This is a genomic window from Micromonospora sp. NPDC023888 (assembly GCF_040639415.1).
Taxonomy (GTDB): Bacteria; Actinomycetota; Actinomycetes; order Mycobacteriales; family Micromonosporaceae; genus Micromonospora.
On the sequence record NZ_JBEZZW010000061.1, the window covers coordinates 1 to 13,601 of the forward strand.

The window sequence follows — 13,601 nt, forward strand, 5'->3', positions numbered from 1 at the left end:
CGTTTCGGCCTCCTTCGCCAAGGCGTCGATCAGCTCGACGGCCGGCTCCTCCCGGCCCCGGTACGCGGCCAGGATGACCGCGGTGGCCGGGTGTGAGGTTAACGGGGGCGTTGATCTCCAACGGCCCCGCCAACCTCATGATCGACGCCGGAGAGGCGGGGAGGGGGGTGGGGTGGGGGTGGGCGGTGGGTGGGGGGTTACTTCACCGAGGGGGTTACGAAGGGGGGCTTGGTTACGGTCAGGCGGGCTCGGCGGCCCCGGATGTCGATCTCGACCTCGTCGCCTTCGGACAGGTTGGCGTCGGTGTCCAGCAGGGCCAGCGCGATGCCCTGCTTGCGGGTCGGCGAGAAGGTGCCACTTGTCACCTCGCCGACCTGCCGGTCGCCCAGGTGCAGGGTCATCCCGGGGCGCGGAATGGCCCGGTCGACGGCGACCAGACCGCGCAGCGTACGCCGGGGGCCGGCGGCCTTCTCGGCGAGCAGCGCGTCGCGGCCCCAGAAGGCCGGCTTGTCCCAACCGACGGCCCAGCCCGAGCGGGCCTGCACCGGGGTGATCTCCGTCGAGAGGTCCTGCCCGTGCAGCGGGTACCCCATCTCGGTACGCAGCGTGTCCCGGGCGGCCAGCCCGCAGGCGCGCAGCTCGAACGCCTCCCCCGCGGCGAACAGCGCGTCCCAGACGGTCACCGCGTGCTCCGCCGGCACCACCAGCTCGTATCCCAGCTCGCCCGTGTAGCCGGTGCGGCAGACGGTCAACTCCACCCCGGCCAGGCTCGCCTCCACCCCGGCCAGGCTCGCCGCGGAGAAGCTCATGTAGCCGTGCTCGGTGGGCAGGTCGAGGGCGGCCAGCAACTCGCCCGAGCGAGGGCCCTGCACGGCAAGCACGGCGTACCCCTCGTGCTCGTCGGTGACGGTGACCTGCGCGGGGGCGGCGGCGCGCAACCGGCGCACCACCTCCGCGGTGTTCGCCGCGTTCGGGATGAGGAAGACGTGGTCGTCGGCGTACAGGTAGGCGATGATGTCGTCCACCACCCCGCCGGTGGCGTCGTCGCAGCAGAGCGTGTACTGCGCCCGGCCCGGACCGATCCGGCCCAGGTCGTTGCTGAGGCAGGAGTTGACGAAGTCGGCGGCGCCGGGGCCACTCACCCGGGCCTTGCCGAGGTGCGACACGTCGAAGACCCCGACCGCGGTACGCACCGCGGTGTGCTCCTTGAGCACTCCGCCGCCGGCGTACTCCAGCGGCATCTCCCAGCCCCCGAAGGGGGCGAACTTGGCGCCGGCGGCGATGTGCCGCTCGTGCAGCGGGGAACGGCGCAGCCGGGTCGCGGCGGCGTCGAAGGTCACGTCGGTCATGGGTGGCAACTTACCGGGGGCAGGGTCGCTGGTTAGCATCGGCGGGAACCCGCTGGCGCTGTCGGCGGGACAGCCATGACGTTCGGCGGGTAGGTTCCGCCGGAGACCTTCACCGCTGGTACGCGACGCCGCGACCGGCCCGGCCCGCCCGGAGTAGCTTCAGTGACATCACCCCGCACGACCAACCTGAGCCTGGTCGACACCGACCCGGCCGAGCTCGCCGTCGACGCGATCGTGATCGGCGTGCACAGCCAGACCGGAGAGCAGGGCGCCACCAGCGGCCTCGCCGGCACCCTGCTGCTCGCCAGTGGCGCGGAGAGCATCGCCGCCGCGTTCGACGGCAAGCTGACCGAGACGCTGGCTTTGCTGGGCGCGACCGGTGGGCCGGGTGAGGTCATCAAGCTGGCCACGCTGGGCACCGTGACCGCCCCGCTGGTCGCCGCGGTGGGGCTCGGCCCGGAGCCGTCGGGGGCCGCTCCGGCCCCGGAGACGTTGCGTCGGGCCGCCGGTTCGGCGATCCGGGCCCTGGCCGGCGCTCCGAAGGTCGCGCTGTCCCTGCCGCTGCCGGACGACGCGGACGCGTCGGCTGAGCTGCGCGCGGTGGCCGAGGGCGCGCTGCTCGGTGGGTACCGGTTCGCCGGCTACAAGACCCGCCCGCAGCCGACCCGGCGGGAGCCGGTGACCGAGGTGCTCATCGCGGTGCCGGACGCGGGCGACGCGGGCGCCCAGGCGGAGGTCACCCGGGCGCAGGTGGTGGCGGGTGCGGTCCGGCTCACCCGGGACTGGGTGAACACCGCTCCGAACGAGTTGCGTCCGCCGTCGTTCGCCGACGCGGTCGCCGACGCCGCCCGGGACGCGGGCCTCGGCGTCGAGGTGCTTGACGAGGCGGCGCTCGCCGCCGGCGGTTACGGCGGCATCGTCGCGGTCGGGCAGGGCTCGGAGGCCCCGCCCCGGCTGGTGAAGCTCACCTACACGCCGCAGGACGGCGGCAACGGCAAGCGGGTCGCGCTCGTCGGCAAGGGCATCACCTTCGACACCGGTGGCATCTCGATCAAGCCGGCGCAGGGCATGTGGGAGATGAAGTCCGACATGGGCGGCGCGGCCGCGGTGGGCGCGGCCATGCTGGCGGTCGCCGCGCTGAAGCCGGCGGTGGCGGTCAGCGCCTACCTGCCGATGGCGGAGAACATGCCGTCGGGCACCAGCTACCGGCCGGGTGACGTGATCACCATGTACAACGGCAAGCGGGTCGAGGTGCTCAACACCGACGCCGAGGGCCGGATGATCCTGGGCGACGCGATGGCTCGCGCCTGCGAGGACGGCACCGACTACCTGTTCGAGACCTCCACCCTCACCGGCGGCCAGGTGGTCGCGCTGGGCAAGCGGGTGGCGGGCGTGATGGGCACTCCGGAGCTGTGCGAGCGGGTCCAGGCGGTCGGCGACGCCGTCGGCGAGCCCGCCTGGCCGATGCCGCTGCCCGACGACGTGCGCAAGGGCATGGAGTCCGATGTGGCGGACATCTCGCAGGTGAACGCCGGGATGGACCGGGCCGGGCACATGTTGCAGGGCGGGGTGTTCCTGCGCGAGTTCGTGACCGACGACGTGGCCTGGGCGCACATCGACATCGCCGGGCCGAGCTACCACTCGGGCGAGGCGACCGGCTACTGGACCAAGGGCGGCACCGGCGTTCCGGTCCGCATGCTCGTGCAGCTCGTCGAGGACGTCGCCGCCAACGGCTGACGGTCTGTCGACCCGGGGCGTCCTCCTCCTGGAGGGCGCCCCGGTCGCGTTCAGTACCGCTCGGGGCGGCGTTTACGCCGTTCGTTGAAGTCGCGCATCCGCTGCGGGTAGCCCATCAACCGGACGTCGTAGACCGGGATGCCCATCCGGTACGCGAAGCGCCGCGCGCCGTCCGGGCCGTCGATGCGCCGCCGGGTCCACTCCCCGTCGTCGGCGATCAGGATGACGGTGGTCTCCGTCACCGTCGTCCGGGGCTCGATGAACGCCTCGACGCCACGCCGGCTCCGGATGAAGTTCTCCAGATGGTCCAGGTCGCCACGATCGGCGGCACGGTCACGGCTCGACACAGCCGTCTGTTTGCGGCGCCGGAACAACCCCACCGGACTTCTCCCCCAACCGACACGTCATCGACAACGGTGCCAAGGGTACGTGTCGATGACGTGTCGTTGGGCACCTCGGTACGCACCCTGTGCCCGGTGGTGACAAGATGACCGAGGTGGGGTGTGTCTGTGTTACACCCCCGTGACCCCCGATGCAGTGACGCGACCTGGGAGTTGGACGTGAGCGAGCCGAACGAAGCGACCTTCGACATCGTCATCCTCGGAGGTGGCAGCGGCGGTTACGCGGCGGCGCTGCGCGCCGCCCAGCTGGACCTGTCGGTCGCGCTTATCGAAAAGGGCAAGCTCGGCGGGACCTGCCTGCACAACGGCTGCATCCCGACGAAGGCGCTGCTGCACGCGGCCGAGATCGCCGACCAGACGCGCGAGTCGGAGCAGTTCGGTGTGAAGGCCGAGCTGGTCGGCGTCGACATGGCCGGGGTCAACTCGTACAAGGACGGTGTGATCTCCCGCCTGTACAAGGGCCTGCAGGGTCTGGTGGGCGGTTCGAAGAACATCACCTTCGTGGCCGGCGCGGGCAAGCTGGTCGGTAAGAACGTGGTCGAGGTCGACGGCAAGCGTTACACCGGCCGCAACCTGATCCTGGCCTCCGGCTCGTACGCCAAGAGCCTGCCCGGCCTGGAGGTCGACGGCGAGCGGATCATCACCAGCGACCACGCCCTGACCCTGGACCGGGTCCCGTCGTCGGTGATCGTGCTCGGCGGCGGCGTGATCGGCGTCGAGTTCGCGAGCGTGTGGAAGTCCTTCGGCGCGGACGTGACGATCGTCGAGGCGCTGCCCCGGCTGGTCGCCGCCGAGGACGAGGAGTCGTCCAAGGCGCTGGAGCGGGCGTTCCGCAAGCGGAAGATCAACTTCAAGGTCGGCAAGCCGTTCGAGAAGGTCGAGAAGACCGAGAACGGCGTCAAGCTGACCATTCAGGGCGGCGAGACCGTCGAGGCCGAGCTGCTGCTGGTCGCTGTGGGTCGCGGCCCGAACACCGCCAACCTCGGGTACGAGGAGCAGGGCGTCAAGATGGACCGCGGCTACGTGCTCACCGACGAGCGGCTGCGCACGAGCGTGCCGAACGTCTACGCGGTCGGCGACATCGTGCCCGGCCTCCAGCTCGCTCACCGGGGCTTCCAGCAGGGCATCTTCGTCGCCGAGGAGATCGCCGGGCAGACCCCGGCCGTGATCGACGAGGTAGGCATCCCGCGGGTCACCTACTGCGACCCGGAGCTGGCGTCGGTGGGTCTCACCGAGGCGAAGGCCAAGGAGCAGTACGGCGCCGACAAGGTCCAGGCGTACAACTACCCGCTCGGCGGCAACGGCAAGAGCCAGATCCTCAAGACCACCGGCTTCGTGAAGCTGGTCCGGGTCGAGGACGGCCCGGTGGTCGGTGTGCACATGGTCGGCGCCCGGGTGGGTGAGCTGATCGGTGAGGCTCAGCTCATCTACAACTGGGAGGCCTACCCGGCGGAGGTCGCCCAGCTCGTGCACGCCCACCCGACCCAGAACGAGGCCCTGGGCGAGGCGCACCTGGCCCTCGCCGGCAAGCCGCTGCACGCGCACGCCTGATCATCCACAACCGCGGCGTCCGGCGACGGGCGAAGATCCCACCAGGGGAATGAAGGAGTCTCAGAAAATGCCGGTATCGGTCACCATGCCCCGGCTCGGCGAGAGCGTCACCGAGGGCACCGTCACTCGCTGGCTCAAGCAGGAGGGCGACACGGTCGAGGTCGACGAGCCCCTGCTCGAGGTCTCGACCGACAAGGTCGACACCGAGATCCCGTCGCCCGCTGCGGGCGTGCTGAGCCGGATCGTGGTCGGCGAGGACGAGACCGCCGAGGTCGGCAGCGAGCTGGCGGTCATCGCCGGTGAGGGCGAGTCGACCGGCGGCGGCGAGGCCGCCCCGCAGGAGCAGGCCCCGGCCGAGTCGGTCGAGCCGGTTACCGAGCCGACGGCCGCCGCCGAGGGCACCGCCGACGAGGTGGCCCAGGACGAGGCCCCGACCGAGGCGCCGGCTCCGGCCGCCGCCTCGTCGGGCGAGGGCACCGCGGTGAAGATGCCGGCCCTGGGTGAGAGCGTCACCGAGGGTACGGTCACCCGCTGGCTCAAGCAGGTCGGCGAGACCATCGAGGTCGACGAGCCGCTGCTGGAGGTCTCCACCGACAAGGTCGACACCGAGATCCCGTCGCCGGTCGCCGGCACCGTGCTGGAGATCAAGGTCGCCGAGGACGAGACCGCCGCGGTCGGCGCCGACCTGGCGATCATCGGCGTTGCCGGCGCGGCCCCCGCGCCGGCCAAGCCCGAGCCGAAGCCCCAGCCGAAGGCGGAGGCCAAGCCGGCGCCGAAGGCCGAGCCGAAGACCGTGGAGCCGACGCCGGGCATGTCGTACAACGAGCCGGCGGCGGAGACCGAGAGTTCGGCGCAGCCGGCGAAGACCGAGCAGGCCGCCCAGCCGGCCGCGCCGGCCGCAACGCCGCCGCGCCCGTCCGCCCCGGCACCGGGCGGTGGCGAGGAGGCCGCCGGGTACGTCACGCCGCTGGTGCGCAAGCTGGCCGGTGAGCACGGCGTCGACCTGTCCTCGCTCAACGGCACCGGCGTGGGTGGCCGGATCCGCAAGCAGGACGTCCTCGACGCGGCCGAGAAGGCGAAGGCCGCCAAGGCCGCTCCGGCTCCGGCGGCCGCTCCCGCTGCCGCCGCCGCGGCCCCGGCCAAGCCGGCCGCGAAGCCGCAGCCGAGCAGCAAGCGGGGCACCACCGAGAAGCTGCCGCGCATCCGGGCGACAATCGCCAAGCGGATGCAGCAGTCGCTGCACGAGACGGCCCAGCTCACCACCGTGGTCGAGGTGGACGTCACCCGGGTCGCCAAGCTGCGGACGCGGGCGAAGGAGTCGTTCCAGGCCAAGCACGGCGTGAAGCTGTCCTTCCTGCCGTTCTTCGCGCTCGCCGCCATCGAGGCGCTCCAGACGCACCCGATCATCCAGGCCAGCATGGACCTGGAGGGTGGCACGATCACCTACCCGGCAGCCGAGCACCTGGGCGTCGCCGTGGACACCGAGCGCGGGCTGCTCGTGCCGGTCATCCACAACGCTGGTGAGCTCAACATGGGCGGCATCGCCAAGCGGATCGCCGACCTGGCCGAGCGCAGCCGGGCCAACAAGATCACCCCGGACGAGATGGCCGGGGCGACCTTCACGCTGACCAACACGGGCAGCCGGGGCGCGCTCTTCGACACCCCGATCGTGCCGTCGCCGCAGTCGGCGATGCTCGGCACGGGTGCCGTGGTCAAGCGGCCGGTCGTGGTCAACGACCCGGAGCTGGGCGAGGTCGTCGCGATCCGGTCGATGGTCTACCTGGCCATGTCCTACGACCACCGGCTGATCGACGGTGCCGACGCCGCTCGCTTCCTGACCGCGGTCAAGGAGCGGCTGGAGGCCGGCAACTTCGAGTCGGAGCTGGGCCTGTCCTGATCCCACGCAACGCCGAAAAGGCGCCCCGGTCGTCGACTGGGGCGCCTTTTCGGCGGGTGTGCCTCAGCCCTTGAGCAGGTCGGTCGAGACCTTCCAGAGCCGCTCGGCGGCCTCCGGGTCCAGCGCGTACGCCGCGACTCCCGTCCGCCCGCCGGGCTGGGCGGGGGCGGCCTCCTGACAGTCCTCGAAGTAGCGCCCACCCACGCCGTCGAGCAGCGGCGACGCGGCGACCAGCACCGAGGTGGCGGCGCCCTGCTCGACTGTCTTCCAGGCCGCCGCGTTGCCCGCACGCAGCCGGTCCAGTTCCTCCTGGCTGACGTAGCGCTGCAGGTTGGTCCGGATCGCGCCGGGCATCAGCGAGTTCGCCATGATGCCGTCGTCGGCCCAGCGGCGGCTCGCCTCCACGGCGAACAGCACGTTCGCCGTCTTGGACTGCCCGTACGCCTGCCACGGCTCGTACTCCCGCTTGTCGTACTGGATGTCCTCGAAGACCACGGGTGAGCGCAGGTGGGCTGCGGAGCTGACCGAGGCGATCCGGGCCCCGTCGGCGGCCGCGAGCGCCGGACGCAGCCCGGTGGCGAGCGCGAAGTGCCCCAGGTGGTTGGTGGCGAACTGCATCTCCCAGCCCTGCGGAGTCCGGCTCAGGGGCGCGGCCATGATGCCGGCGTTGTTGACCAGGATGTGCAGCGGGCCGTCCCAGTTGGCGACGAAGTCCGCGACGGACCCCTGGTCGGCGAGGTCGAGCGGCGCGACCATGACCCGGTCGTTGCCGGTGGTGCCGGTGATGTCGTCGGCGGCCTGCTGGCCGGCGTCGGGGTTGCGGACGGCCAGGGTGACCTCCGCGCCGGCGCTGGCCAGGGCACGGGCGGTCTCCACGCCGATACCTGACGATCCGCCGGTGACGATCGCCCGCCGGCCGACGAGGTCCACGCCCCGGATCACGTCCATGGCCGTGGAGGTATGGGCGAATGAAGTGGTGATCGGGTTCTTCGTCGTCATGATCCATCCTTGTCCAGGGTGGGTCGGACCGGCCGGCCCGCTGCCGGAGGCCGTAGTCAGGGCGTTTTCCCGGCCGGGGCCAGAGGTAACGCTCGGCCGCGCCGCCATTGCCGTTCGTGCCTTCGACCAGGCCGGACGCTGCCAGAGTGGGACCGTGGGCGGCTACCGGCGGGGTGGACAACTGGGACCAGCCGTCCCGATCGCCCCCGGTGCCCGGGTGGACAAGTTCGAGGTCTTCTTCGACCTGGTCTTCGTCTTCTCGTTCTTCATCATCACCCGGGCGACCGCCGCCAACATCTCCGGCCGACAGCTGCTGCACGCCGGTCTGGTGCTCGCCGTGCTCTGGTGGATCTGGGTGGTGCACAGCCTGGTCGCCACCCGGGTCCGGCTCGGCGAGGGCTACGTACCGGTGCTCATGGTGATCGCCATGGTGGCCCTGTTCGCGTTCGCGCTGGCGCTGCCGCAGGCGTTCAGCGACCCGAGGGGGAGCGCCGGCGGCCCGATGCTGGTGGCCATCAGCTACGTCGTGGTCCGGGCGGTCCACATGATCCTCTATCAGCACGTGGTGAAGGACAGCCCGCAGGAGCGGCGGCAGCTACGGCGCTTCGCCCCGGAGTTGGCGGTGAGCATCGTGCTGCTGCTGGCCGCCGCGTTGATCCCGCCGCAGATCACCGACCCGGACCAGGCCGCCATGGTCCGCGACGGGCTGTGGATCTCCGTGGTGGTGGTGCAGTACGCGACAGGCTTCATCGTCGGCACCTGGGGCTGGGGTGTGACAAGCGCCGAGCACTGGACGGAGCGCTACGACCTCATTCTGATCATCGCGTTGGGCGAGTCCATCATCTCCACAGGTGTGGGCGGCAATCTGCTCGGCAAGCCGGTGACCTGGCCGGCGGTGGCGGCCGCGGCGCTCGGCATCGTGATCACGGCCGCGCTCTGGTGGGCGCACTTCGACTTCATCGCGCCGGCCGCCCGGATCGCCCTGCACGCGGCGGAGGGTGGCCCCCGGGTGGCCATGGCCCGCGACGCGTACGCGTACCTGTACCTGCCGATGATCGCCGGGGTGATCCTCTTCTCGATCGGCAACGAGGAGATCCTGCACAAGATCACCGATCCGGCCGGCGGGATCGCCGAGCGGATCGAGGGTCCGGCCGTGCCGATGCTGTTCGGCGGGTTGATCTGCTACTTCGCCGTCAACATGCTGTTCCAGCTACGGACGCTGCACACCGTCACCTGGACCAGGATCGGCGTCATCGTGGTGCTGACGGCCGCCCTGCCGGTCGGTCAACACCTGCCGGCGTTGGGGGCGCTCACCCTCGCGACAGTGATCTGCGTGGGGCTGGTGGCCGTCGAGGTGCTGACGATGTCGGGTTCCCGGCACGCGCTACGGGCGGCCGTCTTCCAGGAGCGCACCACCCACGAGGCCCACGAGGCCGCCTGGCGTGCCCGCTGGCACGACGTGCGGGAGAGCGACGAGCCGACCACCCCGTGACCGGCTGGGGATAGACTCCGGCGCAGCGTCGCGGTGCACCCGGCACGAAGGCCGCCGTGGGCATGGAGGCGCGGGGACAGCATGGGATAAAACGTGCACCCGAGCAATTCACCCGCCGGCCGGCTCGCCGCCGTCGGCAATCAGATGATCGAAATCCACCTCTGGCTCAGCGCGGAACTGGCCCGTCTGCGGGCCAGCCTCGACACCGCGGGCGACGCGCGGGCGTCCCGGGACCTGCGGGCACACTGCCTGACCTTCTGCGCCGCGCTCGGCCGACACCACACCGGTGAGGACACGGGCGCGTTCGGGCTGCTGGCCGAGCAGGTCCCCGAGCTGCGCCCGGTCATCGCGAACCTGATCACCGACCACGAGGTGGTGGCGGGGATCCTGGAGCGGGTCGAGGCACTGCTCACCGGCGACACGGCGGTACCGCGCACCGAGCTACGCGCCGAGCTGGACGGTTTGGCCGCGCTGCTGGAATCGCACTTCCGCTACGAGGAGAAGCGGTTGGTCGGCGCGCTCAACGCCCTCACCGGCCGGTCGGGGACCGCCGAGGAGCTTCTCGGCCTGGCCGCGCCACCGCACGTGAGCGAGTGACGGCTCAGCCGGTGGCGGTGGCCTGCTCGGCCTCCGCCACCGGCTCGGGCAGCCGCTCGTAGAAGCGGATCTTCTCGCGGAGGTGGTCGTACTGGCGTTGGAGCAGGCGCATCTGCTCCTCGACCCGCACCGCGTGGTGGTGCAGCAGCTCACGCCGCTCGTCTGCGGTGTGCTCACCTTCGCGGGCCAGCTCCGCGTAGCGGCGCATCTGCGCGATCGGCATCCCGGTGTCGCGCAGGCAGCGGAACAGCACCAGCCAGCCGAGGTCGTCGTCGGTGAAGACCCGCTGCCCGCCCGCCGTCCGCTCCACGTCGGCGAGCAGGCCGATCTTCTCGTAGTACCGCAGGGTGTCCAGGCTGAAGCCGCTGCGGCGGGCGGCCTCCGAGGGGGCGTAACCGCTCATGTCGCGAGATCGTAGTGCTTGACCTGGAGCGCGCTCCAGGTTGGAGGCTGATGACCATGACGACGACACGGACGCTGGGACGCAGCGGCATCACGGTGAGCGCCATCGGGATGGGGTGCTGGGCGATCGGCGGGCCGCTCTGGGGCGACGGCCGGCAGCCGTTCGGCTGGGGCGAGGTGGACGACGACGAGTCGATCCGCACCATCCACCGGGCGCTCGATCTCGGGGTGACCCTGTTCGACACGGCCAGCAACTACGGTGCCGGGCACAGTGAGCGGATCCTCGGGCGAGCCCTGGCCGGCCGGCGGGACGGCGCGGTGATCGCCACCAAGTTCGGCAACGTCAGCGAGGAGGCCACCCGGCGGGCGCTCGGCACCGACGCCAGCCCGGCGTTCGCGGTCCGCAGCCTGGAAGACTCGCTGCGCCGGCTCGGCACCGATCACGTCGACCTGTACCAACTGCACATCAACGAGCTGCCGGTGCCCGCCGCGCTCGACCTGGTCGACACCCTGGAGGCTCTGGTCGACGAGGGCAAGATCCGGGCGTACGGCTGGAGCACCGACAACCCCGCCTCGGCGGAGGCGTTCGCGGCCGCCGGGCGGCACTGCGCGGCGATCCAGCACGACGAGTCGGTGCTGCGCGACAACGCGGCGGTGCTGGCGGTCTGCGAGAGCCACGACCTGGCCAGCCTCAACCGCGGCCCGCTGGCGATGGGCCTGCTCACCGGGTCGACCCGGGCGGTCGGGGCGGACGACGTGCGCGGGCGGGCGCCGGAGTGGCTGGACTGGTTCACCGATGGCCGGCCGACGCCGCGCTGGGCGGCCCGGGTGGACCAGGTCCGGGCGGCGCTCACCGCCGACGGGCGAACCCTCGCGCAGGGCGCGCTCGGCTGGCTGCTGGCGCGTAGCCCGCGTACCGTGCCGATCCCGGGCCTGCGCACGGTGGCTCAGGCCGACGAGAACCTCGCCACCTTGACCCTCGGCCCGCTGAGCGCAGAGGCGTACGCCGAGGTGGAGCGACTGCTCGCCGACCTGCGCCCGGCCCACGCGGCCTGACCGCCGGAGGTTCCCTCGCCCCGGGCGCCGTCACCGGAAGTCGTCCGCGTGCTCGGCGGCCCACTGCCGGAACGTGCGCCCGGGGCGTCCGGTCACCTGCTCGACGTCCGGGGAGACCCAGCCGCTGCCGTCGGGATAACGCCCCATCTCCAGGAACCACTCGATCACCTCGGTCGGGTAGTGGCCCTTCCAGTACTCGCGGGCCTGCTCCGGGGTCAGCTCGTCGAAGCGCACCGGGCGGCCGATCGCCTGGCCGATCATCCGGACCGCGTCCCGGCGGCGGACCGGCTCCGGCCCGGTCGGCTGGTAGACGCGGCCGGCGTGGCCGTCCTGTGTCAGCGCGGCCACGATGACCGCGGCGATGTCCGCCTCGTGGACCAGTGCGCTGCTCCAGTCCCCGAACGGCGCCCGCACCACCCCCTCGGTGCGGATACCGGCCGCCCACTCACGGGTGTTCGCCATGAACTCGCCCGGAAAGACGTGCGTCCACTCCAGGCCCGAGTTCTCGACGGCCCGGTGCAGGGGCCGGTGGGGTGCCTCGATCGGGTCGTCGTCCGCCCGGCTCGGATCGTTGTGGCCGAGATGGGTGACCCGGCGGACGCCGGCCTGTCGGGCCAACTCCAGGACCTCCGCACCGGTGGTCAGCGGCCCGTACCCGTCCATCGCGACCAGGTGCATGCGCGTCACGCCGCGCAGCGCCGGAACCAGCGTGTGGGGCCTGGCGAAGTCGCCCGCCACCACCTCCACCCGACCGGGCAGCGCGGTGGCCGCCGGCGACGCGGGATCGCGGGTCAGTGCGCGCACGTCGTGGCCGGCGCTCACCAGTTGCCGGACCACGCTGCCTCCGACCGTCCCGGTCGCTCCGGTCACCAAAATCGGCATGGTTCCTCCTCCGGGATCGCCCGACGGTGGGCACGGCGAGTCGACCCCGCCATTCGGGGGCGCTCTCGGTTGACTCATGGTCAGCCAGCTCGATGCGCGAAGCAATCGCGAACACCGCATTCACGTTTGCTCTGACCTGCGGAAACGCGCTGACCGCCGAAGGCGCGCGGTAGCTTTTTTTGGCCCCGCGAGGCCCGTTGACCTGCGTTTTCCGCGTCGCACGCTTGGTGGCCGCAGATTTCTTCGGCCGTGCGTCCCGCAGCCGGTGACGTCCGGTCGCCCCACGCATCCGTCGGCGACGTTCTGGACGAAGATGGGGGTATGCGCATCCTCCTGGCCGGCGCGTCCGGCTTTCTCGGCACCCGGCTGGCCGAACGGCTCACGGCGGACGGGCACCAGATCACCCGGCTGGTCCGTCGGCCCACCCGCGACCCCGGGGAGCGACGCTGGGACCCCGCCGCCGGGCAGCTCGACCCGGCCGTGGCCGCCGAGGCGGACGCGGTGGTCAACCTGGCCGGCGCAGGCGTCGGCGACAAGCGCTGGGACGACAACTACCGGCGGTTGATCAGGACCAGCCGGGTGGACAGCACCGCCACGCTCGCAACCACCATCGCCGGGCTTCCGGCCGCGGACCGGCCCCGGGCGCTGCTCAACTCCTCGGCCGTGGGTTGGTACGGCAATACCGGCGACCGGGCCGTCGAGGAGGACGCGCCGGCCGGCGAGGGCTTCCTGGCCGACGTCTGCCGGGTGTGGGAGGCCGCGACCAGGCCGGCCGAGGACGCCGGGGTACGGGTGGTCCGGCTGCGCACCGGCCTGCCCCTGCACCGCGACGGTGGGCTGCTCAAGCCGCAACTGCTGCCGTTCAAGCTGGGCATCGCCGGCCGGCTGGGCAGCGGCCGGCAGTGGCTGCCGTGGATCTCGATGGCCGACTGGCTGGACGCGACCCGCTTCCTGCTGGAACGCGACGACATCGCCGGCCCGGTCAACGTGGTGGGTCCGAACCCGGTCACCAACGCCGAGTTCACCCGCGAGCTGGCCCGGCAACTACACCGGCCGGCGATCATCCCGATCCCCGCGCTGGCCCTCAAGGTGGCCCTCGGCGGCTTCGCCCACGAGGCCCTCACCAGCACCCGAGTCCTCCCCGGAGCCCTGACCCAAGCCGCCTACCCGTACCACCACCCGACTCTCCCAGCGGCCCTGCACGCCGCCCTCACCACCTGACCAGGTGGTTCGGCCCT

At 71.9% G+C, this 13,601-nt stretch carries 12 protein-coding genes; 7 read left to right on the forward strand and 5 right to left on the reverse strand.

The window, feature by feature from the left end:
- Window positions 1-197 precede the first annotated feature (197 nt).
- Entirely contained in the window at window positions 198-1,349 is a 1,152-nt protein-coding gene (gene gcvT, locus AB0F61_RS32460) for a glycine cleavage system aminomethyltransferase GcvT (RefSeq protein ID WP_357817695.1), read from the reverse strand.
- 162 nt (window positions 1,350-1,511) lie between these two features.
- Between gcvT and AB0F61_RS32465 the strand changes: the two genes are divergently transcribed.
- On the forward strand, window positions 1,512-3,086 hold the full coding sequence (locus AB0F61_RS32465; RefSeq protein ID WP_357817698.1) for a leucyl aminopeptidase: 1,575 nt from the start codon (window positions 1,512-1,514) through the stop codon (window positions 3,084-3,086).
- A 50-nt stretch (window positions 3,087-3,136) separates the two neighbouring features.
- Here AB0F61_RS32465 and AB0F61_RS32470 read toward each other — a convergent pair whose 3' ends face one another.
- Complete coding sequence (locus tag AB0F61_RS32470) at window positions 3,137-3,466, reverse strand: hypothetical protein (protein ID WP_357817701.1); 330 nt, start codon at window positions 3,464-3,466, stop codon at window positions 3,137-3,139.
- Between the two features lie 180 nt (window positions 3,467-3,646).
- On the opposite strand from AB0F61_RS32470, the gene lpdA reads away from it, so the two are divergent.
- Together lpdA and sucB are read left to right on the forward strand one after the other, a co-directional pair.
- Window positions 3,647-5,038 (forward strand): dihydrolipoyl dehydrogenase, encoded by a 1,392-nt coding sequence (lpdA, locus tag AB0F61_RS32475; RefSeq protein ID WP_357817703.1) that lies wholly within the window; start codon window positions 3,647-3,649, stop codon window positions 5,036-5,038.
- 67 nt (window positions 5,039-5,105) lie between these two features.
- Window positions 5,106-6,935 carry a 2-oxoglutarate dehydrogenase, E2 component, dihydrolipoamide succinyltransferase gene (gene sucB / locus AB0F61_RS32480; RefSeq protein ID WP_357817706.1) on the forward strand — a complete coding sequence of 610 codons (1,830 nt, stop codon included), beginning with the start codon at window positions 5,106-5,108 and terminating at the stop codon, window positions 6,933-6,935.
- Between the two features lie 63 nt (window positions 6,936-6,998).
- Here the strand turns inward: sucB and AB0F61_RS32485 are convergent, their stop codons facing one another.
- Window positions 6,999-7,934, reverse strand: coding sequence for an SDR family NAD(P)-dependent oxidoreductase (locus AB0F61_RS32485; RefSeq protein WP_357817709.1), 936 nt, complete (start codon window positions 7,932-7,934; stop codon window positions 6,999-7,001).
- Window positions 7,935-8,088: 154 nt separating this feature from the next.
- On the opposite strand from AB0F61_RS32485, the gene AB0F61_RS32490 reads away from it, so the two are divergent.
- A complete protein-coding gene (locus AB0F61_RS32490) occupies window positions 8,089-9,426 on the forward strand; it encodes a low temperature requirement protein A (RefSeq protein ID WP_357817712.1) in 1,338 nt (445 codons plus the stop codon).
- Window positions 9,427-9,519: 93 nt separating this feature from the next.
- On the forward strand, window positions 9,520-10,023 hold the full coding sequence (locus AB0F61_RS32495; protein ID WP_357817715.1) for a hemerythrin domain-containing protein: 504 nt from the start codon (window positions 9,520-9,522) through the stop codon (window positions 10,021-10,023).
- A gap of 4 nt (window positions 10,024-10,027) precedes the next feature.
- On the opposite strand, the gene AB0F61_RS32500 is transcribed toward AB0F61_RS32495, so the two are convergent.
- Entirely contained in the window at window positions 10,028-10,426 is a 399-nt protein-coding gene (locus tag AB0F61_RS32500) for a MerR family transcriptional regulator (RefSeq protein ID WP_357817717.1), read from the reverse strand.
- A gap of 56 nt (window positions 10,427-10,482) precedes the next feature.
- Here AB0F61_RS32500 and AB0F61_RS32505 point away from each other — a divergent pair, with 56 nt between their 5' ends.
- Window positions 10,483-11,481 carry an aldo/keto reductase gene (locus AB0F61_RS32505; protein WP_357817720.1) on the forward strand — a complete coding sequence of 333 codons (999 nt, stop codon included), beginning with the start codon at window positions 10,483-10,485 and terminating at the stop codon, window positions 11,479-11,481.
- Window positions 11,482-11,511: 30 nt separating this feature from the next.
- Here the strand turns inward: AB0F61_RS32505 and AB0F61_RS32510 are convergent, their stop codons facing one another.
- The gene (locus AB0F61_RS32510) at window positions 11,512-12,363 is read right to left on the reverse strand and encodes an NAD(P)H-binding protein (protein ID WP_357817722.1); all 852 of its coding nucleotides are present in this window, start codon (window positions 12,361-12,363) and stop codon (window positions 11,512-11,514) included.
- Window positions 12,364-12,684: 321 nt separating this feature from the next.
- On the opposite strand from AB0F61_RS32510, the gene AB0F61_RS32515 reads away from it, so the two are divergent.
- A complete protein-coding gene (locus AB0F61_RS32515; protein ID WP_357817725.1) occupies window positions 12,685-13,584 on the forward strand; it encodes a TIGR01777 family oxidoreductase in 900 nt (299 codons plus the stop codon).
- The last annotated feature ends 17 nt before the right edge of the window (window positions 13,585-13,601 follow it).

Excerpts from the sequence above, each read along its gene's own strand:
- AB0F61_RS32510 (WP_357817722.1), bottom strand. The coding sequence starts at position 12,363 with ATGCCGATTTTGGTGACCGGAGCGACCGGGACGGTCGGAGGCAGCGTG.
- sucB (WP_357817706.1), top strand. The coding sequence starts at position 5,106 with ATGCCGGTATCGGTCACCATGCCCCGGCTCGGCGAGAGCGTCACCGAG.
- gcvT (WP_357817695.1), bottom strand. The coding sequence starts at position 1,349 with ATGACCGACGTGACCTTCGACGCCGCCGCGACCCGGCTGCGCCGTTCC.
- AB0F61_RS32515 (WP_357817725.1), top strand. The coding sequence starts at position 12,685 with ATGCGCATCCTCCTGGCCGGCGCGTCCGGCTTTCTCGGCACCCGGCTG.
- AB0F61_RS32485 (WP_357817709.1), bottom strand. The coding sequence starts at position 7,934 with ATGACGACGAAGAACCCGATCACCACTTCATTCGCCCATACCTCCACG.
- AB0F61_RS32500 (WP_357817717.1), bottom strand. The coding sequence starts at position 10,426 with ATGAGCGGTTACGCCCCCTCGGAGGCCGCCCGCCGCAGCGGCTTCAGC.
- AB0F61_RS32505 (WP_357817720.1), top strand. The coding sequence starts at position 10,483 with ATGACGACGACACGGACGCTGGGACGCAGCGGCATCACGGTGAGCGCC.